At 65.5% G+C, this 23,674-nt stretch carries 25 protein-coding genes; 10 read left to right on the forward strand and 15 right to left on the reverse strand.

The window, feature by feature from the left end; genetic code table 11:
• Nucleotides 1-63: 63 nt before the first annotated feature.
• From H0I86_RS28050 to nrdR, 12 genes are all read right to left on the reverse strand, one after another.
• Nucleotides 64-858 carry a cobalamin-binding protein gene (locus tag H0I86_RS28050; RefSeq protein WP_373369384.1) on the reverse strand — a complete coding sequence of 265 codons (795 nt, stop codon included), beginning with the start codon at nucleotides 856-858 and terminating at the stop codon, nucleotides 64-66.
• On the reverse strand, nucleotides 858-1,277 hold the full coding sequence (locus tag H0I86_RS28055; RefSeq protein WP_180922956.1) for an MFS transporter: 420 nt from the start codon (nucleotides 1,275-1,277) through the stop codon (nucleotides 858-860). Before H0I86_RS28055 ends, H0I86_RS28050 begins: the two co-directional genes overlap by 1 nt.
• The gene (gene ribA / locus H0I86_RS28060; RefSeq protein ID WP_007924108.1) at nucleotides 1,274-1,891 is read right to left on the reverse strand and encodes a GTP cyclohydrolase II; all 618 of its coding nucleotides are present in this window, start codon (nucleotides 1,889-1,891) and stop codon (nucleotides 1,274-1,276) included. The genes H0I86_RS28055 and ribA overlap by 4 nt, the downstream gene beginning before the upstream one ends.
• A 112-nt stretch (nucleotides 1,892-2,003) precedes the next feature.
• Entirely contained in the window at nucleotides 2,004-2,762 is a 759-nt protein-coding gene (locus H0I86_RS28065) for a substrate-binding periplasmic protein (RefSeq protein WP_180922957.1), read from the reverse strand.
• Between the two features lie 10 nt (nucleotides 2,763-2,772).
• Nucleotides 2,773-3,276: a phosphatidylglycerophosphatase A family protein gene (locus H0I86_RS28070; RefSeq protein WP_038575438.1), complete on the reverse strand. Its 504-nt coding sequence runs from the start codon at nucleotides 3,274-3,276 to the stop codon at nucleotides 2,773-2,775.
• Nucleotides 3,273-4,238 carry a thiamine-phosphate kinase gene (thiL, locus tag H0I86_RS28075; RefSeq protein ID WP_180922958.1) on the reverse strand — a complete coding sequence of 322 codons (966 nt, stop codon included), beginning with the start codon at nucleotides 4,236-4,238 and terminating at the stop codon, nucleotides 3,273-3,275. Before thiL ends, H0I86_RS28070 begins: the two co-directional genes overlap by 4 nt.
• An 18-nt stretch (nucleotides 4,239-4,256) precedes the next feature.
• Nucleotides 4,257-4,757: a transcription antitermination factor NusB gene (nusB, locus tag H0I86_RS28080; RefSeq protein WP_180922959.1), complete on the reverse strand. Its 501-nt coding sequence runs from the start codon at nucleotides 4,755-4,757 to the stop codon at nucleotides 4,257-4,259.
• Complete coding sequence (gene ribH, locus H0I86_RS28085) at nucleotides 4,754-5,230, reverse strand: 6,7-dimethyl-8-ribityllumazine synthase (RefSeq protein ID WP_007924117.1); 477 nt, start codon at nucleotides 5,228-5,230, stop codon at nucleotides 4,754-4,756. The genes nusB and ribH overlap by 4 nt, the downstream gene beginning before the upstream one ends.
• 91 nt (nucleotides 5,231-5,321) lie before the next feature.
• On the reverse strand, nucleotides 5,322-6,413 hold the full coding sequence (gene ribBA / locus H0I86_RS28090; protein ID WP_016702666.1) for a bifunctional 3,4-dihydroxy-2-butanone-4-phosphate synthase/GTP cyclohydrolase II: 1,092 nt from the start codon (nucleotides 6,411-6,413) through the stop codon (nucleotides 5,322-5,324).
• A 16-nt stretch (nucleotides 6,414-6,429) separates the two neighbouring features.
• Nucleotides 6,430-7,092: a riboflavin synthase gene (locus H0I86_RS28095; protein WP_180922960.1), complete on the reverse strand. Its 663-nt coding sequence runs from the start codon at nucleotides 7,090-7,092 to the stop codon at nucleotides 6,430-6,432.
• Between the two features lie 46 nt (nucleotides 7,093-7,138).
• Complete coding sequence (gene ribD, locus H0I86_RS28100; protein WP_180922961.1) at nucleotides 7,139-8,272, reverse strand: bifunctional diaminohydroxyphosphoribosylaminopyrimidine deaminase/5-amino-6-(5-phosphoribosylamino)uracil reductase RibD; 1,134 nt, start codon at nucleotides 8,270-8,272, stop codon at nucleotides 7,139-7,141.
• Nucleotides 8,269-8,733: a transcriptional regulator NrdR gene (nrdR, locus tag H0I86_RS28105; RefSeq protein ID WP_007924133.1), complete on the reverse strand. Its 465-nt coding sequence runs from the start codon at nucleotides 8,731-8,733 to the stop codon at nucleotides 8,269-8,271. Before nrdR ends, ribD begins: the two co-directional genes overlap by 4 nt.
• 129 nt (nucleotides 8,734-8,862) lie before the next feature.
• Here nrdR and H0I86_RS28110 point away from each other — a divergent pair, with 129 nt between their 5' ends.
• The 3 genes from H0I86_RS28110 (at nucleotide 8,863) to trxA (ending at nucleotide 11,010) form a co-directional block, all read left to right on the forward strand.
• A complete protein-coding gene (locus H0I86_RS28110) occupies nucleotides 8,863-9,321 on the forward strand; it encodes a hypothetical protein (RefSeq protein ID WP_180922962.1) in 459 nt (152 codons plus the stop codon).
• Entirely contained in the window at nucleotides 9,318-9,974 is a 657-nt protein-coding gene (locus tag H0I86_RS28115; protein WP_180922963.1) for a class I SAM-dependent methyltransferase, read from the forward strand. Before H0I86_RS28110 ends, H0I86_RS28115 begins: the two co-directional genes overlap by 4 nt.
• Before the next feature lie 163 nt (nucleotides 9,975-10,137).
• On the forward strand, nucleotides 10,138-11,010 hold the full coding sequence (gene trxA / locus H0I86_RS28120) for a thioredoxin (RefSeq protein WP_180922964.1): 873 nt from the start codon (nucleotides 10,138-10,140) through the stop codon (nucleotides 11,008-11,010).
• Nucleotides 11,011-11,060: 50 nt separating this feature from the next.
• Here trxA and H0I86_RS28125 read toward each other — a convergent pair whose 3' ends face one another.
• On the reverse strand, nucleotides 11,061-11,414 hold the full coding sequence (locus tag H0I86_RS28125) for a hypothetical protein (RefSeq protein ID WP_180922965.1): 354 nt from the start codon (nucleotides 11,412-11,414) through the stop codon (nucleotides 11,061-11,063).
• Between the two features lie 134 nt (nucleotides 11,415-11,548).
• Here H0I86_RS28125 and H0I86_RS28130 point away from each other — a divergent pair, with 134 nt between their 5' ends.
• The 5 genes from H0I86_RS28130 to H0I86_RS28150 all read left to right on the forward strand — a co-directional run bounded on the left by H0I86_RS28130 (nucleotide 11,549) and on the right by H0I86_RS28150 (nucleotide 15,727).
• Complete coding sequence (locus tag H0I86_RS28130; protein WP_180922966.1) at nucleotides 11,549-12,145, forward strand: DUF2796 domain-containing protein; 597 nt, start codon at nucleotides 11,549-11,551, stop codon at nucleotides 12,143-12,145.
• Nucleotides 12,146-12,270: 125 nt separating this feature from the next.
• A complete protein-coding gene (locus H0I86_RS28135) occupies nucleotides 12,271-12,981 on the forward strand; it encodes an ABC transporter ATP-binding protein (RefSeq protein WP_180922967.1) in 711 nt (236 codons plus the stop codon).
• Nucleotide 12,982: 1 nt separating this feature from the next.
• Nucleotides 12,983-14,248 (forward strand): ABC transporter permease, encoded by a 1,266-nt coding sequence (locus H0I86_RS28140; RefSeq protein WP_180922968.1) that lies wholly within the window; start codon nucleotides 12,983-12,985, stop codon nucleotides 14,246-14,248.
• A gap of 26 nt (nucleotides 14,249-14,274) precedes the next feature.
• Nucleotides 14,275-14,793 (forward strand): DUF3299 domain-containing protein, encoded by a 519-nt coding sequence (locus H0I86_RS28145; RefSeq protein ID WP_180922969.1) that lies wholly within the window; start codon nucleotides 14,275-14,277, stop codon nucleotides 14,791-14,793.
• 235 nt (nucleotides 14,794-15,028) lie between these two features.
• Nucleotides 15,029-15,727, forward strand: coding sequence for an OmpW/AlkL family protein (locus H0I86_RS28150; RefSeq protein ID WP_101339242.1), 699 nt, complete (start codon nucleotides 15,029-15,031; stop codon nucleotides 15,725-15,727).
• A 57-nt stretch (nucleotides 15,728-15,784) separates the two neighbouring features.
• On the opposite strand, the gene pgnE is transcribed toward H0I86_RS28150, so the two are convergent.
• Nucleotides 15,785-16,714 (reverse strand): UDP-N-acetylglucosamine epimerase PgnE, encoded by a 930-nt coding sequence (pgnE, locus tag H0I86_RS28155; RefSeq protein WP_038575419.1) that lies wholly within the window; start codon nucleotides 16,712-16,714, stop codon nucleotides 15,785-15,787.
• A complete protein-coding gene (locus H0I86_RS28160; protein WP_180922970.1) occupies nucleotides 16,707-17,591 on the reverse strand; it encodes a sugar nucleotide-binding protein in 885 nt (294 codons plus the stop codon). Before H0I86_RS28160 ends, pgnE begins: the two co-directional genes overlap by 8 nt.
• Nucleotides 17,592-17,948: 357 nt before the next feature.
• Here H0I86_RS28160 and H0I86_RS28165 point away from each other — a divergent pair, with 357 nt between their 5' ends.
• Entirely contained in the window at nucleotides 17,949-22,265 is a 4,317-nt protein-coding gene (locus H0I86_RS28165; protein ID WP_180922971.1) for a DEAD/DEAH box helicase, read from the forward strand.
• A 186-nt stretch (nucleotides 22,266-22,451) separates the two neighbouring features.
• Entirely contained in the window at nucleotides 22,452-23,663 is a 1,212-nt protein-coding gene (locus tag H0I86_RS28170; protein WP_180922972.1) for an MFS transporter, read from the forward strand.
• Nucleotides 23,664-23,674 lie beyond the last annotated feature (11 nt).

Below are 23,674 nucleotides of genomic sequence, written 5' to 3' on the forward strand. Positions count from 1 at the left end.
TATCGCGGGCAAGCCTCGCTCCTACAGGCTCAACGAAGCTTGCCCGCGATGTGCTAGCCGCGGCTACTCAGAATCAAGCCACTCACAGAGCTTGGCCGTCGCGGCGATCATCTGCCCGCTCGGCCGCTCCAGGCCTTTATCGCTGATCAGCAACAACCGGCCCTGGGCCACGGCCTTCAGTTGTGGCCAGGCTTTCCAGGCATCCAGCTGGGCCTGGGTGCTGGCCAGGATCACTTCAGGGTTGCGCTGCAGCACCGCCTCGACGCTGACCTGAGGCGCCGGCAGCGGCAGGTCGGCAAACACGTTGCGCGCGCCGCACACACTCAAGGCATCACTGATGATTTGCCCGCCGCCCACGGTGTACAGCGGCTGGTCCCAGACCTGATAAAACACCGCCAGGGGCGCGCTGCGGGCATAGCGCTGACGCAGGCTGGCCAACTGCTGCCGTAACGCATGGGCACGTTCCAGGCCGCGCTGTGGGCGCCCTAGCCGGGCGGCGATGGTTTCGATCTGGATAACGAGCTGGTCGAGGCTGTGGGGTTCGGCCACCAGGGTCGGAATCCCCAGACGGCCGAGCTGCTCGCGCTGGGCCGGGCCGACGCTGCCGGGCCAGAGCAGAAGCAGATCCGGCTTGAGACTGAGCAGCCGCTCCATGTCCAACTGGCCGTAGCGGCCCACCGACGGCAGGTTGCGCAATTGGGGAGGACGCTCGCCAGCATCCAGCACGCCGACCAGCAGGTCGGCGGAGTCCAGTTCGACGACGATTTCCGACAGTGAAGGCGCCAGGCTGACCACTCGCTCCACGGCCAGCGCCGGGCCACCGAGGGCCAGCAGCAGGACTGCCAGCCAGCGAGACATCAACCGAGCTGACGCGGGATGCGGTAGAGGGAGAACAGCACGGCGGTGGACAGTGCCAGCAGGATCAGCGGCACAGCTTCCAGGCCGACGAACACCGCCAGGGTACCGATCCAGGCCGGCAGCGCCGCCGCCAGGAACGCCGCACGACGACGGGCAGCCAGCTCGATCCAGGCCGACGGCTCCAAAGGGGTATCGAGGGCTTTATGGGTGGCGATCAACGCACGCTTGTAGCCGCCGAAAAAACGCAGGCTGACAAACATCGAGGCCACGCCAGCGATGAAAAACGGCATCGCCAGGATCGGCAGCAGCGGCTCGCCCTGGCCAAACACCAGGTTGAGCACGAACAGCGGTAGCAGCGCCAGCGCCAGGTATTGCCACCAGCTGACAGCCAGGCGCCGCCGGACCTGAGCGCGGGTCACGCCCGGTCTACCTCGCCCTGATGCTCGTTGCCCATCATGTGGTCGAGCTTGCTGGCCTTGGTGGCCAGGTAGAGTTTGTTGTGCGGGTTGTGGCCGGTATGCAGCGGCACGCGCTCGGCAACGACTATGCCCATCTCGGTCAGGGCCTTGACCTTGCGCGGGTTGTTGGTCATCAGGCGCAGGGATTTCACCCCCAGGTGCTCGAGCATCGGCAGGCACATGGCGTAGTCACGCTGGTCGGCGGCAAAGCCCAGGCGTTCGTTGGCTTCCACGGTGTCGGCGCCGCCGTCCTGCAACTCATAGGCGCGGATCTTGTTCAGCAAGCCGATGCCGCGGCCTTCCTGACGCAGGTACAGGAGCACGCCACGGCCTTCGCGGGCGATCGCCTGCAGGGCGGCTTCCAGTTGCGAACCGCAGTCGCAGCGCTGGCTGAACAGGGCATCGCCGGTCAGGCATTCGGAGTGCAACCGGCCGAGCACCGGAGCGCCATCGGCAATATCACCCAGGCTGAGCACGACGTGCTCGCGGCCGGTGGCTTCATCGAGAAAACCGTGCATGGTGAATTGCGCAAAAGGGGTGGGCAGCTTGGAAGCGGCAACAAAAACGACGGGCACCGTTGTGCTCCTGATCTGTATGGGACTGGAGATTCGCAGAGGCGGCATTGTAACAGCAGCTTCCGACAGACGCTTAGGCTGAATTATCGGACATAAAGATCGAGAAGTTAGATCAACGGTCTTCAGGCGGACGCCCGGTATCGAACGGATAGGGCTGCTGCCAGCGCTGGAAAATCGGGCGCAAACGGCCGTTTTTCACCAGCTCGTCCATCCGCCGATCGAACAGCGCGCACAACACCCGGCCCCGTTCATTGTCGGCAAAGCCCAGGAACAGCGGCAGTTCGGCCAGATGGGTGCGCCGGAACTGCGAGCGGTCCTCGGCCTGGGACAGGACGAAATCGACCTCGGTCAGGGCATCGATATAGAAGTCGGCGCGACCTTGCTGGAGCATCGGCAAGATACCGACCCGCCGGCGGATTTCATTGAAGCGCTGAATATTGGGCAAGTAGTCCTGGTAGCGGTAGCCGCGCACCCAGACCAGGCGGTAATTGCCGAGCGTGGCCAGGGCCGGCGGCGAGTTCGTCGCCAGGCCCAGACTGTAGATATGGTCGGTGTCGTAGTTCCAGCGCGGATACAGGGCGCCATCGGTTTCGTCCCGATAGGAGCCGACCAGGGCGTCGACCTCACGCCGCTGCACCAGCCCGACCGAGCGGGTGTAGGGCACGCTGCGCATGTCGAGCTTCACGCCCTGGGTCTCGAAGACTTCGCGCAGGATATCCCAGGCCATGCCGTGGCCATCGGCCTGGGTGTAGTTGTCCCACTCCTCGCTGGCCACCCGGATTTCCCCGGGCAGCGCCGCAGGCTCTGCGGCTCGGACCAGGCTGGCAGTCAAGACACAGAGCGTTACCAGCAGAGCGCGAGCGACCGGCATAGCTGATTCCTCAGGCAAAGCACCACACCAGCCCCTGCATCGCCAACCAGGCGAAGACACCGGCCAGCACGTCGTCGAGCATGATCCCGATACCGCCGTGCACATGCCGGTCGATCCAGCGAATCGGCCAGGGCTTGAGAATGTCGAAGAAGCGGAACATCAGGAAGCCCGCCAGCAACCACTGCCAGCCTTCCGGCACCAGCCACAGGGTGATCCACATGCCGACCATTTCGTCCCAGACGATGCCCTCGTGGTCATGCACCCGCAGGTCGTCGGCCACCTTGCCGCACAGCCAGAAGCCGAACAGCATGGTGATGCCGAGCATCAGCCAGTAGCCCCAGTCCGGCAGCATCTGCCACAGCGGAATGAACGGTAGCGCCACCAGCGACCCCCAGGTCCCCGGGGCCTTGGGCAAGGTGCCCGAACCGAAGCCGAAGGCCAGAAAATGCCAGGGATTACGCCAGACGGAAGGCGGCACGCACTCTGCCGGAACCTGTTTGGGATGATCTGTCACGGTGTCTCCCGAAAATGTTGATAGCCCCGAGTGCTCGGGGTGATGTCCCGCCCCTCGGCGTCCAGCAGCACCACGCCCTGCCCGGCCACCACCCGGCCCAGCACATGCACTGGCCAACCGGCGGCGAGCAGCGGCGCCAGCTCGGCTTCGGGCAAGGTGAAGACCAGCACGTAATCGTCGCCACCGCTGAGTGCCGCCGAGCGGGCGTCATTCTCACCGAGAAAGCTCAACAACGCCCGGGACATCGGCAGTTTTTCACTTTCGATCAGCAATCCGACAGCCGAAGCCGCAGCAATGTGCCCGCAGTCGGCCAGCAGGCCGTCGGAGATATCCATGGCCGCGCTGGCCTTGCCACGCAGCGCCTGACCCAGGGCCAGTTGCGGTTGCGGCGACCAGTAGTGGGCCAGCAAGGGTTCGGCGACCGCCGGATCGGCGCTGCGCTGCCCGAGCACCAGCGGCAAGGCCCCAGCGCCATTGCCCAGCTCGCCCCCCACACACAGCAGATCGCCCGGACGGGCACCGCTGCGGGTCAGGGCCTGGCCGGCAGGCACGCGACCGAACACGGTCATGGTCAGGGTCAACGGGCCGCGCGTGGTGTCGCCGCCTACCAGGCGCACGCCACAGCTCTGCGCCATGACGCTCAGGCCGTTGGCATAGGCTTGCAGCCAATCGGCTTCGACTGTCGGCAGGGTCAGGGCAAGGGTGAAGGCGACGGGCGCGGCACCCATGGCCGCCAGGTCGCTGACCGCCACTGCCAGCGAGCGCTGGCCGAGCAGGAAAGGGTCGCAGGGGTCTGCGAAATGCACACCGGCCACCAGGGTGTCGGTGGAAATCGCCAACTGTTCGCCGGGGGGAACAGCCAGCAAGGCGCAGTCGTCGCCAACCCCCAGTGCAACGCCCTCGCCGCCCTGCGCACAAGGCGCGGCAGCGAAGAAGTTACGGATCAGCTCAAACTCGCCCATGGCAGCTGCAAGCGCGGATCAGCGCTTGAATGCCTTCACTTCAGCTTCACGCAGACGCGGGGCCAGCTTGTCGAGTACGCCGTTGACGAACTTGTGGCCGTCGGTGGAACCGAAGACCTTGGCCAGTTCGATACCTTCGTTGATCACAACGCGGTACGGCACGTCGACGCGCTTGAGCAGTTCCCAGGTGGACAGGCGCAGGACCGCCAGCTCGACCGGATCCAGCTCTTCGATGCTGAGGTCCAGGCAAGGGGCGAGAGCGTTGTCGATCTCGTTCTTGTTGGCCGGAACGCCGTGCAGGATCTCACGGAAGTAGGCACCGTCGATGTCGGTGAAATCGTTGTCGACCCGAAACTGCGCTTCGATCTCGTTCAGCGAGTGCTTGGCCATGTGCCATTGGTACAGCGCCTGGGTCGCGAGCTGACGGGCTTCGCGACGCTTGGCGCTCTTGGATGGCTTGCCAGCGTCCGCAGGTTTCGGATCGCGCGGGTTGAAACGATCGCTTTCGTCGCTAATCACTTGGCCTCCAACTGCGCCAGCAGGCTGACCATTTCCAGAGCGGACAAGGCAGCTTCAGCACCTTTGTTGCCGGCCTTGGTGCCGGAACGTTCGATGGCTTGCTCGATCGAGTCGACGGTCAGCACGCCGAAGGCGACCGGTACGCCGAACTCCATGGACACCTGGGCCAGGCCCTTGGTGCATTCGCCCGCCACGTATTCGAAGTGCGGAGTGCCGCCACGAATGACCGCCCCCAGGGCGATGATCGCCGCGAACTCGCCCTTCTGCGCGACTTTCTGCGCAACCAGCGGAATCTCGAAGGCGCCAGGGGCACGGATCACGGTGATGTCGCTTTCGCTCACGCCGTGACGAACCAGGGCGTCAACGGCGCCGCTGACCAGGCTTTCGACGACGAAGCTGTTGAAACGGCCGACCACCAGGGCATAGCGGCCTTTGGGGGCGATGAAGGTACCTTCGATGGTCTTCAGGGTCATTCGACAAATCTCTTAAAGAGCCGGAGCGCGTTCACTACGCGCTCACTAGTGATATTTGAACCGCGAATTTCAAGCCCGCAACAACCGGCTTTTATTCGGAGGGCACGTATTCTACAACTTCCAGGTCGAAACCGGATATCGCATTAAATTTCATCGGCGCACTCATCAGGCGCATTTTGCGTACGCCCAGGTCGCGCAGGATCTGCGAACCGGCACCGACGATGCTGTAGGTGGTCGGTTTTTTCGCAGGTGCGTGCTCGGCCGTTTCGCGGATATGCGCCAGCAGCACGTCACCGTCCAGCGGGTGGCCCAGCAACAGCACCACGCCGCTGCCGGCCTCGGCCACCGTGGCCATCGCGGCCCGCAGGCTCCAGCGGCCAGGCTGCTTGACCATCAGCAGGTCGCGCAGCGGGTCCATGTTGTGCACGCGAACCAGGGTCGGTTCTTCGGCGCAGATGTTGCCCAGGGTCAGCGCCATGTGCACGTCGCCTTCCACCGAATCACGGTAGGTCACCAGGTTGAACTGGCCCAATTCGCTGTCCAGCGGCTGCTCGGCAATCCGCTGAACGGTACGTTCGTGGATCATCCGGTAGTGAATCAGGTCGGCGATGGTGCCGATCTTGATGTTGTGTTCGGCGGCGAAGGCTTCCAGCTCGGCGCGACGGGACATGGTGCCGTCATCGTTCATCACTTCGCAGATCACCCCGCTCGGCTCGAAACCGGCCATGCGCGCCAGGTCGCAGGCGGCTTCGGTGTGGCCGGCACGGGCCAGGGTGCCACCCGGCTGGGCCATCAGCGGGAAGATGTGGCCCGGGCTGACGATGTCTTCGGCCTTGGCGTCCTTGGCGGCAGCCGCCTGCACCGTGCGCGCACGATCGGCGGCGGAGATGCCGGTGGTCACGCCGGTGGTGGCCTCGATGGACACGGTGAACTTGGTGCCGAACCCGGAACCGTTGCGCGGCGCCATCAAAGGCAGCTTGAGCAGCTCGCAACGCTCGCGGCTCATCGGCATGCAGATCAGGCCGCGGGCGTGCTTGGCCATGAAGTTGATGTGCTCGGCCTTGCAGCACTCGGCGGCCATGATCAGGTCGCCTTCGTTCTCGCGGTCTTCATCATCCATGAGGATGACCATCTTGCCTTGGCGGATGTCTTCAACCAGTTCTTCGATGCTGTTGAGCGCCACGCGGCACCCCCTTGAGTCAGGATTTGAGGTAGCCGTTAGCGGCCAGAAAACTTTCGGTAATGCCGCCGCTCGAAGGCTCCGCGGCCTTGTCGCCCAGCAGCAGGCGCTCCAGGTAACGCGCCAGCAGGTCGACCTCGAGGTTGACCTGACGGCCCGGCCGGTAGTCGGCCATGATGGTTTCGGCCAGCGTGTGCGGGACGATGGTCAGCTCGAACTCGGCGCCATTGACCGCGTTGACCGTCAGGCTGGTGCCGTCGACGGTGATCGAGCCCTTGTGGGCGATGTACTTGGCCAGGTCCTTGGGCGCGCGGATGCGGAACTGGATGGCGCGGGCATTCTCCTCCCGGGCCACCACCTCGCCGACACCGTCGACGTGGCCACTGACCAGGTGACCACCGAGGCGGGTGGTCGGGGTCAGGGCCTTTTCCAGGTTGACCCGGCTGCCGGCCTTCAATTGATGGAAAGCGGTGCAATCCAGGGTCTCGCGGCTGACGTCGGCCCAGAAGCCGTCGCCCGGCAGTTCCACTGCGGTCAGGCAAACGCCGTTCACCGCGATGCTGTCGCCCAGCTTCACGTCGCCCAGGTCGAGCTTGCCGGTTTCCACATACACCCGCACATCGCCGCCTTTGGGGTTCAATGCACGGATGCTGCCGATGGATTCGATGATGCCTGTAAACATGGAGTCCTCCTCGAGAACAGGGTCGCCGCGTGGCGAAGGCCCGAAATTATACGCTCGCTGCTGGCAGAGGAATGGCAATGACTCGCCAGTCATCGCCTACGGCGCGCATTTCAATGATTTTCAGCTGCGGCGCCTCGCGCATCTGCGTCAGCGGCCAGTCGAGCAGCGGCCGCGCCGAGGAACCAAGGAACTTGCCGGCGACAAAGATCTGGTACTCGTCCACCAAGCCTTGCTGGGCAAAGGCACCCGCCAGGCGTGGGCCGGCTTCCACCAACACCTCGTTGACGCCACGGGCGGCCAGCTCGCTCAGCAGCCGACGCAGGTCCACCTGGCCATCGGCACCCGGCACGATCAGGCATTCCGGACCGTTGGCGTACTGCTCTTCCACCGCGGCGCAGGTAGCGACCAGCGCCGGCCCCGCCTTGAAGAATGGTGCATCGAGCGGTACTCGCAGGCGGCCGTCGATCAATATGCGCAAGGGTGGACGGCTCATGGCCAGGGCGGTCTGCTCCGCATCCAGCCCCAGCTCCTCGGCACGCACGGTCAGCCGGGCGTTGTCCGCCAGCACCGTGTCGGCACCGGTCAACACCACGCTGGCCTCGGCCCGCAGGCGCTGCACCGCGGAACGCGCGGCGGGGCCGGTGATCCACTGGCTTTCGCCGCTGGCCATGGCGGTGCGCCCGTCCAGGCTCATGGCCAGCTTGACCCGCACGAACGGCAAGCCGTGTTCCATACGCTTGAGGAAACCCCGGTTGAGCGCCCGGGCTTCCTGCTCCATCACCCCACTGTGGGTGGCAATGCCGGCCTGGGCCAGGCGCTGCAGGCCACGGCCGGCGACTTCCGGGTTGGGGTCCTGCATCGCCGCCACGACCCGCGCCACGCCGGCATCCACCAGGGCATCGGCGCACGGCGGCGTACGGCCGTGATGGCTGCAGGGTTCGAGGGTCACGTAAGCGGTGGCGCCGCGGGCGTTGGCACCGGCGGCACGCAGGGCATGGACTTCGGCATGGGGCTCGCCGGCCCGCACATGCCAGCCTTCGCCGACGACCTGGCCGTCACGCACGATCACACAACCGACCCGCGGATTGGGGTGAGTGCTGAAGCGGCCTTTGGCGGCCAGCTCCAGGGCTCGCGCCATGTAGTGGGCGTCGAGTACCGCCTGTTCGCCGGAGATGTTCATTCTTTGCCCGGCTCGCGGGCGAGACGGTCGATCTCTTCGCGGAATTCGTTGAGATCCTGGAAGCGCCGGTAGACCGAGGCGAAGCGGATATAGGCCACTTCATCGAGCTTTTGCAGCTCGGCCATCACCAGTTCGCCGACGACCAGGGATTTGACCTCGCGTTCGCCGGTGGCGCGCAGCTTGTGCTTGATATGCACCAACGCGGCTTCCAGGCGCTCGACGCTGACCGGACGTTTTTCCAGGGCACGCTGCATGCCAGCGCGGAGTTTTTCTTCGTCGAAGGGCTGGCGGCTGCCGTCGGTCTTGATCAGGCGCGGCAACACCAGTTCGGCGGTTTCGAAAGTGGTGAAACGTTCACCGCAGGCCAGGCATTCACGCCGGCGGCGCACCTGTTCGCCTTCGGCGACCAGACGCGAGTCGATGACCTTGGTGTCGTTGGCACCGCAGAAGGGACAGTGCATGGTGGCAGGCAACAAAAAAAGGGAGGGCCATGGTAGCGCATCCCACTGGCAAGACAAGCCATAGCCTTTACGGTATACAGACCGACTATTATGTTTTGCACATGGAATTTCGCCTTGTTGGAGCTTCGCATGCCACTACGACCGCTCGTTTTGCTCAGCCTTTTCAGCCTGCTGGTGGCTTGCAGCAGCGATGCCCCGAAACCGGCCGTCTCCACCGTGCCGCCCCAGCAGAGTGTGAAAAAAGCCCAGGAGTCCACCGACCTCGGCCCCCTGCCGGCCTACCAGCGTGAACTGAGCGGCACCCTGCAAGGCGTACCGAGCGGTGCCGAAGTGGAACTGGCGCTGCTGGTGATCGACGAGCGCGGCCGGCCGCAACGCCTGCTGGCCAGCAGCAACCTGATCGGCAACAACAAGGTCCTGCCGTTTCGCCTGCGCTTCAATCCCGATGTCTTCCCGGCGGGCGCCCGCGTCGAACTGCGCGGCCGCGCCAGCCAGTCCGGCCAGTTGATCCTGCACCTGCCGGCGCAACTCATCACCCAGCCGACCACCCAGGCCGTGGGGCAGCTGCAATTCGTCAAAGCACCATGACCCCACCGCTCGACCTGCAACGCGCCCTGAGCGACCTGCTGGGCGATGCCCAGCTGGTGGCCTGCGAACTGCCGGACACCGAGCTGAAGCTGTGGTTGATCGATGCTGACAACATGGACCGTGCCTTCACCCCGGAAGAAACCCGGCGAATTCTCCACGAACCGCCGTACTGGAGTTTCTGCTGGGCCAGCGGCCTGGCCCTGGCCCGCTACCTGGCCGAACGGCCGCAGTGGGTGCAAGGCAAGCGGGTACTGGATTTCGGCGCCGGCTCCGGCGTGGCCGGCATCGCGGCGCTGAAGGCCGGCGCACTGGAAGTGGTGGCCTGCGACCTCGACCCGCTGGCCATTGCCGCCTGCCGGGCGAATGCCGCGCTCAATGGGGTTGAGCTGGGTTACTCCACGGACTTCTTCGCGGAAGCCGATCGCTTCGACCTGATCCTGGTGGCCGACGTGCTCTACGACCGCGCCAACCTGCCACTGCTGGATGAATTCCTCAGCCGCGGACGGCAAGCGCTGGTGGCGGACTCCCGGGTCAAGGACTTCCAGCATCCGCTGTACCGACGCCTGGAAATGCTCCACGCCCTGACCCTGCCGGATCTGGCCGAGCCCTGGGAGTTCCGCGATGTGAGCCTGTATCACGCGCAGCGCGATTGATGAAGGACAGATCGCGGGCAAGCCTCGCGCCTACTAAAGTTCAGTGGCATCCGTAGGAGCGAGGCTTGCCCACGAAACAATCTGCCGGCCACCCCATGCCCCGCTTTCAGTCGCCCCCCGCCAAGCCTTATAGTTGGCCCATTCACGTTCTTCGAGATCCCCCATGAGTCAGGACACGCCGTACATTTTCGACGCCAGCACCGCCGACTTCGACCAGTCGGTGATCGAGAACTCGTTCCACAAGCCGGTACTGGTGGATTTCTGGGCCGAATGGTGCGCGCCCTGCAAGGCGCTGATGCCGATGCTGCAACAGATCGCCGAGAGCTATCAGGGCGAGTTGCTGCTGGCCAAGGTCAACTGCGATATCGAGCAGGACATCGTCGCCCGCTTCGGCATTCGCAGCCTGCCGACCGTGGTGCTGTTCAAGGACGGCCAGCCGGTGGACGGCTTTGCCGGGGCGCAACCGGAGTCCGCGGTGCGCACCATGCTCGAACCCCATGTGCAGATACCGCCGCCCAAGGCCGCCGACCCGCTGGAACAGGCTGAAACGCTGTTCGCCGAAGGCCGCATCGCCGAGGCCGAGGCCACGCTGAAAGTGCTGTTGGGCGAAGACAACAGCAACGCCAAGGCGCTGATCCTCTACGCCCGCTGCCTGGCCGAACGCGGTGAACTGGGCGAAGCCCAGACCGTGCTCGACGCGGTCACCGGTGATGAGCACAAGGCCGCGCTGGCCGGAGCCAAGGCGCAGATCACCTTCCTCAAGCAGGCCGCCGACCTGCCGGACAGCGCCGACCTGAAAAGCCGCCTGGCGCAGAACCCGCAGGATGACGAGGCGGTGTATCAGTTGGCCATCCAGCAACTGGCGCGCCAGCAGTACGACGCGGCGCTGGATGCGCTGCTCAAGCTGTTCATCCGCAACCGCGGCTACAACGAAGGCCTGCCGCACAAGACCTTGCTGCAAGTGTTCGAGCTGCTGGGCAACGATCACCCGCTGGTGACCACCTACCGCCGCAAGCTGTTCGCCGCGCTGTACTGATTCATAGCTGATAGCCGCGCCGGTTTATCGCAAGCCGGCGCAGCCTTCGCCTACTCGATCCAGCTGTAGAGCGGCGTATCACCGCCGCTCACCACCTTGACCTGTGTGCTATGACGCAGACGCACCAGCAGGCGCTTGCCCGCCGCGGCGCTGCCGGTCAGGCCTTCCAATTGCTCCAGCAGGTCCGGGCCACTCAATTGCCCGGCCTTGCGCAGCAAGTCCCTGGCGGTCTGCCACAACGCATCGTCCTGGCTCACAGGCTTGGCCACAGGCATGCCACCTTCGGTTTTGGCCGCCTGCAACGGCGCCCCCAACCGGGCACTCAACTGATCCCAGTCGGCCTCGTCCAGTTCCAGGGTCAAATCCACCGGCCATTCGCCGATGCTTCCACGAATCCGCACCATCGCTCTGCTCCCGATCTTTTCTGACGAGCATGCTCCCATGCGTCTTGCGCAACGCCAAGCAGGCGGTCAAACTCTCGCCACCATTGTTATAAGATTACATAACATTTTTTTCATGTTCGCTCCGGAGACTTGCCATGCGTCGTCTGCTACTCGCCCTGCCGTTCGCCCTGTTGCCATTGGCCATCGCTCACGCGGCCGAAAAACACGATCACGACCATGAGCACGGCAGCCTCGGCGCTCACGAGCATGGCGTGGCCCGCCTGAACGCCGCGCTGGACGGCCAGACCCTGGAGCTTGAACTGGAAAGCCCGGCGATGAACCTGGTGGGTTTCGAACACGCCGCCAGCACCGACGCGGACAAGGCCAAGATCGCCGCCGTACGGGCCCAGCTGGAAAAACCGCTGGCGCTGTTCAGCCTGCCGCCCGCCGCCGGTTGCGTAGTTGCGCAACAGGAACTGGAAAGCCCGCTGTTCGGCGACAAGCCCGAGGATCACGACGAGGACCATGACGAAGCGAAGGACGCCAACGGTCACGAGCATCACCACGAACACAGCGAGATCCATGCGCACTACCAGTTCACCTGTGCCACGCCGGGCGCGCTGAAGAGCCTGGACCTGGCCGGCGTATTCAAGACCTTCCCCGCCACCCAGAAAATTCAGGTACAACTCATCTCGCCAAGTGGCCAGCAAGGCGTGGAAGCGACCTCCAAGGCCGCCAGCCTGAAGTTCTGACCGCGACCCCTGTAGCCGGCTGCCACAGGCTGTGATCGATTGCTCTTGAGGTCCTCGGAAGGTCCTGCGGACCTTATCGCAGCCTTCGGCAGCGGCTACAAAACTCACACCATGATCGGCCCAACATGACCCAAGCACTTATCGAATTGTCCGACCTGGGCTTCAGCTGGCCCGGCCATCCGCAGTTGCTGGATATCCCGGCATTTCGCCTGGAAGCGGGTGAAACGCTGTTCCTCAAGGGCCCCAGCGGCAGCGGCAAGACCACCCTGCTCGGCCTGCTCGGCGGCGTGCAGAAACCCGGTCGCGGCAGCATCCGCTTGCTGGGCCAGGAGCTGACCGAACTTTCCGCCGGCGCCCGCGACCGCTTCCGGGTCGATCACACCGGCTACATCTTCCAGCAGTTCAACCTGCTGCCGTTTCTCTCGGTGCGCGAGAACGTCGAGCTGCCCTGCCACTTCTCCAGATTGCGCGCCGGCCGCGCCGTGCAGCGCCACGGCAGTGTCGACCAGGCGGCGGCCACCCTGCTCGCCCACCTAGGGTTGAAAGACCCCGACCTGCTCGGTCGCCGCGCCGACTCGCTGTCCATCGGCCAGCAACAACGGGTCGCCGCCGCCCGCGCACTGATCGGCCAGCCGGAACTGGTGATCGCCGACGAGCCCACCTCGGCGCTGGACTACGACGCCCGCGAAGCCTTTATCCGCCTGTTGTTCGCCGAATGCCGCGAGGCCGGGGCCAGCCTGCTGTTCGTCAGCCACGATCAGAGCCTGGCGCCGCTGTTCGATCGCAACCTGTCTCTGGCCGAACTCAATCGCGCCGCCACGCCCGCAGAGGTCTGAGATGTATCTGTTCCGTCTAGCCATGGCCAGCCTGGCTAACCGTCGCTTCACCGCGATCCTCACCGCCTTCGCCATCGCCCTGTCGGTCTGCCTGCTGCTGGCGGTCGAACGGGTGCGCACCGAAGCCCGCGCCAGTTTCGCCAGCACCATCAGCGGCACCGACCTGATCGTCGGTGCCCGCTCCGGTTCGGTGAACCTGCTGCTGTATTCGGTGTTCCGCATCGGCAACGCCACCAACAACATCCGCTGGGACAGCTTCGAGCACTTCGCGAGTAGCCCGAAGGTGAAATGGGCGATCCCGATTTCCCTCGGCGACTCCCATCGTGGCTACCGGGTGATGGGCACCACCGTGGCCTACTTCGAGCACTACCAATACGGCCACCAGCAGAACCTGCAACTGGCCAGCGGCCGCGAGTTCGCCAGCGATCCGTTCGAAGTGGTGCTCGGCGCCGAAGTCGCCGAGGCCCTGCATTACAAGCTCGGTGACAAGCTGGTGCTGGCCCACGGCGTGGCGGCCATCAGCCTGGTCAAGCACGACGACAAACCCTTCACCGTGGTCGGCATCCTCAAGCGCACCGGCACCCCGGTGGACCGCACGCTGCACATCAGCCTCGGCGGCATGGAGGCGATCCACATCGACTGGCACAACGGCGTGCCGGCCCAGGGCAACGGCCGCATCAGCGCCGACCAGGCGCGCAACATGGACCTGACGCCGCAAGCGATCACCGCCTTCATGCTCGGCCTGAACAGCAAGATCGCCACCTTCGCCGTGCAGCGCGAGATCAACGAATACCGCGGCGAACCGATGCTGGCGATCCTGCCCGGGGTCGCTCTGCAGGAGCTGTGGAGCCTGATGGGCACCGCGGAAAAGGCCTTGTTCGTGGTGTCGTTGTTCGTGGTGTTGACCGGCCTGATCGGCATGCTCACGGCGATCCTCACCAGCCTCAACGAGCGCCGCCGGGAGATGGCGATCCTGCGTTCGGTCGGCGCTCGCCCCTGGCATATCGCGACCTTGCTGGTGCTGGAAGCCTTCGCCCTGGCGCTGTTCGGCGTGCTCGCCGGGCTGGGCCTGCTGTACCTGGGCATCGCCCTGGCCCAGGGTTATGTGCAATCGACCTACGGTCTGTACCTGCCGCTGGCCTGGCCGAGCGAGTATGAGTGGACGCTGCTCGGCGGTATCCTGATCGCCGCCCTGCTGATGGGCAGCGTGCCGGCCTGGCGCGCCTACCGACAATCGCTGGCCGATGGCCTGTCCATCCGTTTATGAGGTCTCTAGTCATGAGGAGCTCCGGTATGCCCCGCGCCCTGCTTGCACTGTTGATGCTGGTCGCCCTGCCACTGTGGGCCACCGAACCCCGGGACCTGGCCTGGTCGGAAATGATCCCGCCGGACGCGCCGGCGGAAGTACCGAACATGAAACCGCTGCACGACTTGTCGCAGATGAGCGACGCCCTGGCCGCCGAGTCCGCCCCGGCGGCCAAGCAGGAGATGCCCAATGCCCCGGTGGTGCAGAGCCTGGACGGCCTGTCGGTGCGCCTGCCCGGCTACATAGTGCCGCTGGAAGTCAGTGAGGAAGGCCGCACCACGGAATTTCTGCTGGTGCCGTATTTCGGCGCCTGCATCCACGTACCGCCACCGCCGTCGAACCAGATCGTGCACGTAAAAAGCGCAGTCGGCGTGAAGCTCGACGAGTTGTATCAGCCGTACTGGATCGAAGGGCCGATGCAGGTCAAGGCGTCCACCAGCGAAATCGCCGACGCGGGTTACCAGATGGAGGCGCAGAAGATCTACGTGTACGAGTTGCAGGAGTGAAACCGCGTTTTCCGCAGTGCCATTCATGACCTTATCGCAAGCAAGCCTGCGCCCACAAAACAGCACAGTTCCCTGTCGCCGCAAGCTTGCTCGCGATCAGTTTCGCAGCGTACACAGCACCCGCGGTTCCCCTGCTTCGACGCTGATCCGGTTTTCATTGAGCTGAGTCAAAGCCTGTTCCTTGACGATCCTTACCATTGGACCTAGCCAACTCGAATCGTCCTTTGGAGCTCCCATGCACAAGTCCCTGCTCAGCGCCTCCCTGTTCGCGCTCGCGCTCGCCGCCCCGCTCGCCCACGCCCACGAAGCGGGCGACATCATCGTTCGCGCCGGTGCCATCACCGTCAATCCGAAAGCCGACAGCGGCGACGTCAAGGTCGACCGCGGTCCGTTGGCCGGTGCCAACCTCGGTGGCAAGGCGACCATGAGCAGCGACACCCAGCTGGGCCTGAACTTCGCCTACATGCTGACCAACAACGTCGGTATCGAACTGCTCGCGGCCACCCCGTTCGAGCATGACGTGAAGCTCAAGGGCACCGCACTGGACGCCGCCAACGGCAAGCTCGGTACCCTCAAGCACCTGCCGCCGACCCTGAGCGTCGTGTACTACCCGCTGGACCACAAGGCCGCTTTCCAGCCTTACGTCGGTGCCGGTATCAACTACACCTGGATCTATGACGAGCACGTCGGCAGCCGCGCCAGCGCCGCCGGTTTCGACAATTTCCGGGCGAAGAACTCCTGGGGCCTGGCCTGGCAGGTCGGTGCCGATTACATGCTGACCGACAACGTGATGATCAACGCCCAGGTGCGTTACGTGGACATCGACACCACCGCCTACGTGAACAACAACGCGGTCGCCGGCGGCACCCGAGCCAAGGTCGACGTGGACGTCGATCCATGGGTCTACATGGTCGGTCTGGGCTACAAGTTCTAAATCGACCAGACAAAAAAGGCGCCTGCAAAGGCGCCTTTTTTCATCGCTGGGGAAAGCTCAGAGGCCCAGCAAACGTGCCAGCCCGACGCTCATCGGGGTTGGCTCGGGGAACTTGAAGCGCTGCAACAGGCGCTGGTTGTTCGCCCGCGAATGGCGAATATCCCCCGAACGCGCCGGGCCGTAGCTGATCGGTGGCAACTGCCCCACCACCTCGCCCAGGGCCTCGAGCAATTGCTTGAGGGTGGTGGCCTGGTTCAGGCCGATATTCACCGCGCCGACTTCCAGCTGCGGCATCTCCAGGGACTGCACCAGCACGTCCACCAGGTCTTCGACATACATGAAATCGCGGGTCTGCTCGCCATCGCCGAACACGGTGATCGGCAGGCCTTTCTGCGCGCGCTCGCAAAAGATGCTGATGACCCCGGAGTACGGCGAGGACGGATCCTGGCGCGGCCCGAAGATGTTGAAGAAGCGGAAGATCGCCGGCTCCAGGCCATGCTGGCGGCGATAGAAATCAAGGTAGTACTCGCTGGCCAGCTTGTCCGACGCATAGGGCGTCAACGGTGCCTTGGGCGTGTCTTCGTCGATCGATTCGCCCTCGCCGTTGTTGCCATAGACCGCCGCGCTGGAAGCGAACAGCACGCGCTTGACGCCGGCCTGGCGCATGGCCTCACAGACGTTGAGGGTGCCGATGAAGTTGCTCTGGTGGGTACGCACCGGATCGTCCACCGAGGCTTGCACCGAGGCGACCGCCGCCAGGTGCGCGACCGCACGGCAGCCACTCATCGCCCGCGCCACCAGGGCCGCATCGGCGACGTCGCCTTCGATCAGTTCGACCCGCGGGTTGTCCAGCGGCAGGTTGCTGGGTTTACCAGTGGACAGATCGTCGAGGATCCGCACCGAGTAGCCCTTGGCGAGCAAAGCGTCGGTCAGGTGCGAACCGATGAAACCGGCACCGCCGGTGATCAGAATTGGGCCATCAGCCATGACGATAAAACCTATCCAGTAGAGCCGGGAGTGCCGCGCGCCAGGCGCGTGGCTTGATCCCGAAGGTGTGCAGGATTTTCTTGCAGGCCAGCACCGCGTGCTGCGGTTCTTCGGCGGCGTCCGGCCGGGCCGCGTGGGCCTGGGCGGTCGGCGCCTCGATGGCCAGCGGATGCAGGCTGCGGGCCTCGGTGAGGATCGCCTGGCCCAGCGCCAGCGGCGTGGTCGCCTCATGGCCGGCGTAGTGGTAGGTGCCCCACAGCGGCGCGGCGCAATCGAGTTGCTTGAGCACGGAAATGATCACCCGGGCAGCATCGTCCACCGGCGTCGGGTTACCCCGGCGGTCGTCGGCCAACAACAGCTCTCCGGGATGCTCGGCACGCGCCAGGAAACGCCCCAGGGTGCCTTCGGCGCTATCGTCCAGCAGCCAGCCGAAACGCAGCAGCACATGCTGCGGGCAGGTGGCGCGCACATTCTGCTCGATCCGCCACAAGGCCTGGCCACGCAGGCCCAGCGGTACCGGTTCGTCCTTTTCGCTGTAGGCAGTGGCCCGCGAACCGTCGAACACGCGGTAGCTGGAAGGCTGCAGAAGAATGATGTTGTGATGCTGGCACAGCTCGGAAAGCCGCTCGACCGCCCGTTCCTGGCTGGCCAGGCGTGCCTCGGGGACACTCTCCGCCTGGAACCAGTCGAAGTAGTACGCAAGGTTGATCAAGGCATCCGGACGGGTGTCGTCGAGCAGTTGCGTCAGGCTCGCGGCATCCCAGCCGTCTTGCGGCGGGCGGGGGGCGAGGAAACCGATGTCTTCCTCTGCCCCGAGGCGAATCAGCGCCTGCCCAAGGGCATTTCCGCCACCCAGTAACATAAGGCGCATTCGCATAGAGTCAGCAGGCCCAATCTGTTCGGAACGATGGTTTGAATCGGCCAGACCCGCGGGTTTGGCCATGAATATTGCTCAGAATCGTTGCATTTTGCGGGTTTCCGGCGCAACCGTCACTGAGAAAGTGCAGCGCCGTCGCTCATACCGTCCCCCTGTAGCCCCGCGAGGCTGCGATCGGCAACACAGTTGCCGCAAACCCTGAGTCCGCGATCTGTCTGGAAAATCGCATTGGCTGGTTTTACGACCGCTACGCGGTCGATCGCAGCCTGCGGCAGCGGCTACAGAGTACGTGGTGTCCGTGTAGCCACTGACGAGACAGCCTTGCAACTTCGCCCCGGCGGTCGCATAACGTTGTGCATGAACCTTCCCCAGATCCCCGCCGACGCCCTGCCGGGTTTCCACCCCGCGGTCAGCGCCTGGTTCAACAGCTGCTTCCCGGCGCCGACCGCCGCCCAGGCCCGGGCCTGGCCGCTGATTCGCCAGCGCCGCTCGACCCTGATCGCCGCGCCCACCGGCTCCGGCAAGACCCTGACCGCCTTCCTCGCGGTGATCGACGAGCTGGTGCATCGGGGCCTGGCAAACGGTGGCACGCTGCCGGAGCAGACCCTGGTGGTGTACGTCTCGCCGCTCAAGGCCCTGAGCAACGATATCCAGATCAACCTGCAGGACCCGCTGGCCGGGATTACCGCGCAGCTCGAACGCATGGGCCTGCCGCAGTTGCGCATAAGCACCGCGGTACGCACTGGCGACACCCCGCAAAAAGACCGCAGCGCCATGCGCAAGAGCGCACCGCATATCCTGGTGACCACCCCCGAATCGCTGTATGTGCTGCTGGGTTCGACCTCTGGCCGGCAGATGCTCGCCAGTACGCGCACGGTGATAGTCGACGAGATCCACGCCATCGCCGCCAGCAAGCGTGGCAGCCACCTGGCGCTGAGCCTGGAGCGCCTGCAAGCGCTGTGTGGCGAGCCGCTGACGCGCATCGGCCTGTCGGCCACGCAGAAGCCCATCGAAGCGGTATCGCGTTTCCTGGTCGGTCATGAACGCCCCTGCGAGATCGTCGACATCGGCCACGCCCGCCCCCGGGACCTGGCCATCGAAGTGCCGCCCGTGCCGCTGTCGGCGGTCATGGCCAACGACGTCTGGGAGCTGGTCTACGAGCGTATCGCCGAACTGGCGCGGGAACACCGCACCACCCTGGTGTTCGTCAACACCCGGCGCCTGGCCGAGCGCCTGAGCCGCCACCTGAGCGAGCGCCTGGGCAAGGACGCGGTGGCCGCCCACCATGGCAGCCTGGCCAAGGAATTTCGCCTGGACGCCGAACAACGCCTCAAGCGCGGCGATTTGCAGGTGTTGATTGCCACCGCCTCGCTGGAGCTGGGCATCGATATCGGCGATGTCGATCTGGTGTGCCAGGTCGGCTCGCCGCGCTCGATCTCGGCTTTCCTGCAAAGGGTCGGGCGCTCCGGGCACCAGGTTGGCGGTACGCCCAAGGGCCGCCTGTTCGCCCTGACCCGCAACGACCTGATCGAATGCGCCGCCCTGCTCGACTGCGTGCACCGCGGCGAACTCGATACCTTACAGATCCCCAAGGCGCCGCTGGATGTGCTGGCGCAGCAGATCGTCGCCGAAGTCAGCAACCAGGAATGGCAGGAGCAGCCGCTGCTGGAAATGATCCGCCGCGCCTCGCCCTACAGCGACCTCGACGAAGGGCATTTCCAGGCGCTGCTGCGCATGCTCGCCGAGGGCTACAACGGGCGCCAGGGCATTCGCAGCGCCTACCTGCATCGCGACGCCGTCAACCGTAGCCTGCGCGGCCGCCGAGGCAGCCAGCTGACGGCGGTGACCAGCGGCGGCACCATCCCCGACAACGCCGACTATGCCGTGCTGCTGGAACCCCAGGCGCTGAATATCGGCAGCGTCAACGAAGACTTCGCGGTGGAAAGCATCGCCGGCGATGTGTTCCAGCTGGGCAATACCTCGTACCGCATCCTGCGGGTGGAAACCGGCCGGGTGCGGGTCGAGGACGCCCACGGCCAGCCGCCGACCATCCCGTTCTGGCTCGGCGAAGCCCCCGGGCGCAGCACCGAACTGTCGTTTGCCGTGGCGCGTCTGCTGGCCCGGCTCGACGAACTGCTCGGCGCTACGCCCGGCCAGTTGCAGTCGGCCCTCGACTGGCTCGGCGACAGCCTTGGCCTGGACGCCGCCAGCGCCGAACAACTGGTCGACTACCTGGCCCGCGCACGCCAGAGCCTGGGCGCTCTGCCGTCCCAGGACACGCTGATCATGGAGCGCTTTTTCGATGAGTCCGGCGGCACCCAACTGATCATCCACACGCCGTTCGGCAGCCGGATCAACCGCGCCTGGGGCCTGGCGCTGCGCAAGCGCTTCTGCCGCACCTTCAACTTCGAACTGCAGGCCGCCGCCAGCGAAGACGCCATCGTGCTGTCGCTGTCCACCAGCCACAGTTTCGAACTCGACGAAGTCTGGCGTTACCTGCACAGCAACAGCGCCGAACACATCCTGCTCCAGGCCGTGCTGGACGCGCCGCTGTTCGGCGTGCGCTGGCGCTGGAATGCCGGGGTGGCCCTGGCGCTGCCTCGCTTTGTCGGCGGGCGCAAGGTGGCGCCGCAGATCCAGCGGATGAAAAGCGAAGACCTGATCGCCAGCGTGTTTCCCGAGCAGATCGCCTGCCTGGAAAACCTCGCCGGCGAACGGCAGATTCCCGACCATCCGCTGGTGGAGCAGACCCTGGACGACTGCCTGCACGAAGCCATGGACAGCGAGGGCTGGCTGAAGCTGTTGCGGCGCATGGAGCGCGGCGAACTGCGCCTGATCAGCCGCGACCTGCCGGCGCCCTCGCCGCTGGCCGCGGAAATCCTCAGCGCCCGGCCTTACACCTTCCTCGACGATGCGCCTTTGGAAGAGCGGCGGACCCAGGCCGTGCTCAGCCGTCGCTGGAGCGACCCCGAATCCAGCGACGACCTTGGCGCCCTGGATGCCGAGGCCATCCAGTCGGTACGCGAGGAGGCCTGGCCCGCCCCCGGCACCCCGGATGAAATGCATGAAGCGCTGATGAGCCTGGCCTGCATCGGCGAGCAGGAGGCCCATGCCAATCCACAGTGGACCGATTGGCTGCAAGCCCTGGCGGACAGCGGGCGCGCCAGCCGGTTGCAGATCGACGGCGAGCAGGCCCTGTGGCTGGCTGTCGAGCGCCTGGGCTGCCTGCGGGCGATCTATCCACAGGCGCCGTTGCAACCGGTTCTCGAGGCTCCGCCCGGCTTCGATGAACAATGGCAGCGCGATGAAGCGCTGCTGGAGGTGATTCGAACCCGGCTCAGCGGCTTCGGCCCCTTGCCGCTGGAAGCCATCGCCGCACCCCTGGGCCTGAGCGCCGGCGAGATCGCCCAGGTTCTGGCGCAACTGGAAGGTGAAGGTTATGTGCTGCGCGGCCGCTTCAGCCCCGGCGAGTCCCGGGAGGAATGGTGCGAACGGCATCTGCTGGCGCGGATTCATCGCTACACCGTCAAACGCCTGCGCCGGGAAATCGAACCGGTGTCGCTGCAGGACCTGATGCGTTTTCTGTTCGACTGGCAGCACCTGTCCAGCGCCACCCAGGGCCAGGGCAGCGCCATGCTGGCGCAGACGGTCGCCCAGTTCGAGGGCTATGCCGCCGCGGCCGGTGCCTGGGACAGCGACCTGCTGCCGGCGCGGATCAAGGATTACTCCGTCACCTGGCTGGATGAGCTGTGCCGCAACGGCAAGGTGGTCTGGAGCCGGCTCAGCGCCCCACACAAAGCCGCCGGTGCGACCCTGCGCAACACGCCGATCGTGTTGCTGCCCCGCAGCCAGGTCGCGCTGTGGAGCGGATTGGGCGCGCAGCCCGACAGCAGCGAGCTGTCGCCCAAGGCGCAGAAGGTCCATGAAGCCTTGCGCCAGCACGGCGCCTTGTTCTTCGATGAGTTACAGCACGAAGCCCATGTCCTGCGCACCGAACTGGAGATCGCCCTGCAGGAACTGGTGGCCGCCGGGCTGGTGAATGCCGACAGCTTTGCCGGCCTGCGCGCCTTGATCACCCCGGCCAGCAAGCGCCAGGCCCGCAGCAGCCGGCGCGGGCGCGGGGCGCTGGTCGGCGGCATGGACGATGCGGGGCGTTGGGCCCTGCTGCGGCGTCCGTCGCGGGTGCTGGAGGGCGTTGGCAGCCATGCGCAGGCACTCCCACCGGCCACCCTGGAACACATCGCCATGACCCTGTTGCGGCGTTATGGCGTGGTGTTCTGGCGCCTGCTGGAGCGCGAGGCCGACTGGCTGCCGAGCTGGCGCGAACTGCTGCGCACCTTCCATCGGCTGGAGGCCCGCGGCGAAATCCGTGGCGGGCGTTTTGTCAGCGGCCTGGCCGGCGAGCAGTTCGCCCTGCCCGAGGCCATCGCCCTGTTGCGCGAGGTTCGCCGACGCCCGCTGGACGGCAGCCTGATCGCGGTGTGTGGCGTCGACCCGCTGAACCTCGCCGGCACCCTGCTGCCCGGGCCGAAGGTCCCGGCCCTGGCCGGCAACCGGCTGGTGTACCGCGACGGCCTGCCCGCGGCCGCCGAGATCGCCGGCAAACAGCATTTCTGGCTGGACCTCGAGCCGCAGGCCAGCCTTGAGTTGCGGACCCGGTTGATTCGCCACTGACATTGGGCCGCGGGCTGCCTGGGGCATCGCGCCGGCCTTATCGCGAGCAAGCTTCTCGCCTACAGAAGCCTGCCGTCATTCGATATTTGCCCACTGGTCAAATATCAAATACCGAAACCGCTATTTTTCCGCACGAGTCGAATCCGGACACTGCGCTCCATTATCGAATCCACCGGAGTTGCAGCCATGCCCATTGCCTTGCTCGCGCTGACCCTGAGCGCCTTCGCCATCGGGACGACTGAGTTCGTCATCGTTGGTCTGTTACCCACCATCGGCGCCGACCTCGGCGTCAGCCTGCCGTCCGCCGGGCTGCTGGTCAGCCTGTACGCCCTGGGTGTCGCCGTCGGCGCGCCGGTGCTCACCGCGCTGACCGGCAAGGTCCCGCGCAAACTGTTGCTGCTGTCGCTGATGGTGCTGTTCACCCTCGGCAACCTGCTGGCCTGGCAAGCGCCCGGCTATGAATCCCTGGTCCTGGCGCGAATCGTCACCGGCCTGGCCCATGGCGTGTTCTTCTCCATCGGCTCGACCATCGCCACCAGCCTGGTGCCCAAGGAGAAAGCCGCCAGCGCGATTGCCATCATGTTCACCGGCCTGACCGTGGCCCTGGTCACCGGCGTGCCGCTGGGGACCTTTATCGGCCAGCATTTCGGCTGGCGCGAAACCTTCCTCGTCGTGTCCGCGCTGGGGGTGTTCGCCTTTATCGGCAGCTTGATCTACGTGCCGAAAAACATCGCCCACAGCAAACCGGCGTCCTTGCTGCAACAACTGCAAGTGCTGAAACAACCACGCCTGCTGCTGGTGTACGCCATGACCGCGGTGGGCTACGGCGGCTCGTTCATCGCCTTCACCTTCCTCGCGCCGATTCTCCAGGACATTTCCGGCTTCAGCGCCAGCACCGTCAGCCTGGTGCTGCTGGTCTACGGCATCTCGGTCGCCGTGGGCAACATCTGGGGCGGCAAGCTGGCGGACAAGCGCGGCCCGATCAGCGCCCTGAAGATCATCTTCGCCCTGCTGGCCGGCGTGCTGTTCCTGCTCACCTTCACCGCTGGCAACCCTTGGCTGGCACTGGCCACCGTGCTGGTGTGGGGCGCCGTGGCCTTCGGCAACGTACCGGGCCTGCAGGTCTACGTGGTGCGCCAGGCCGAACACCACACCCCGCAGGCGGTGGACGTGGCCTCGGGCCTGAACATCGCCGCCTTCAACCTCGGCATCGCCGGCGGCGCCTGGGGTGGCGGCCTGATCGTCGCCCACCTGGGGCTGATCCACACCGCCTGGATCGGTGGCCTGGTGGTGCTGGGCGCCCTGGCCCTGACCGCCTGGAGCGGACGCCTGGATCGCCTTGGCCCGGTATACGCCGCGCCGGCCGAGGGTTCGAGCCGGGTGGTGGTCGGGCACTGAGCCCGCCAGCA

The organism is Pseudomonas chlororaphis subsp. aurantiaca, from assembly GCF_013466605.1.
In the GTDB taxonomy this organism is placed as follows: Bacteria; Pseudomonadota; Gammaproteobacteria; order Pseudomonadales; family Pseudomonadaceae; genus Aquipseudomonas; species Aquipseudomonas chlororaphis_I.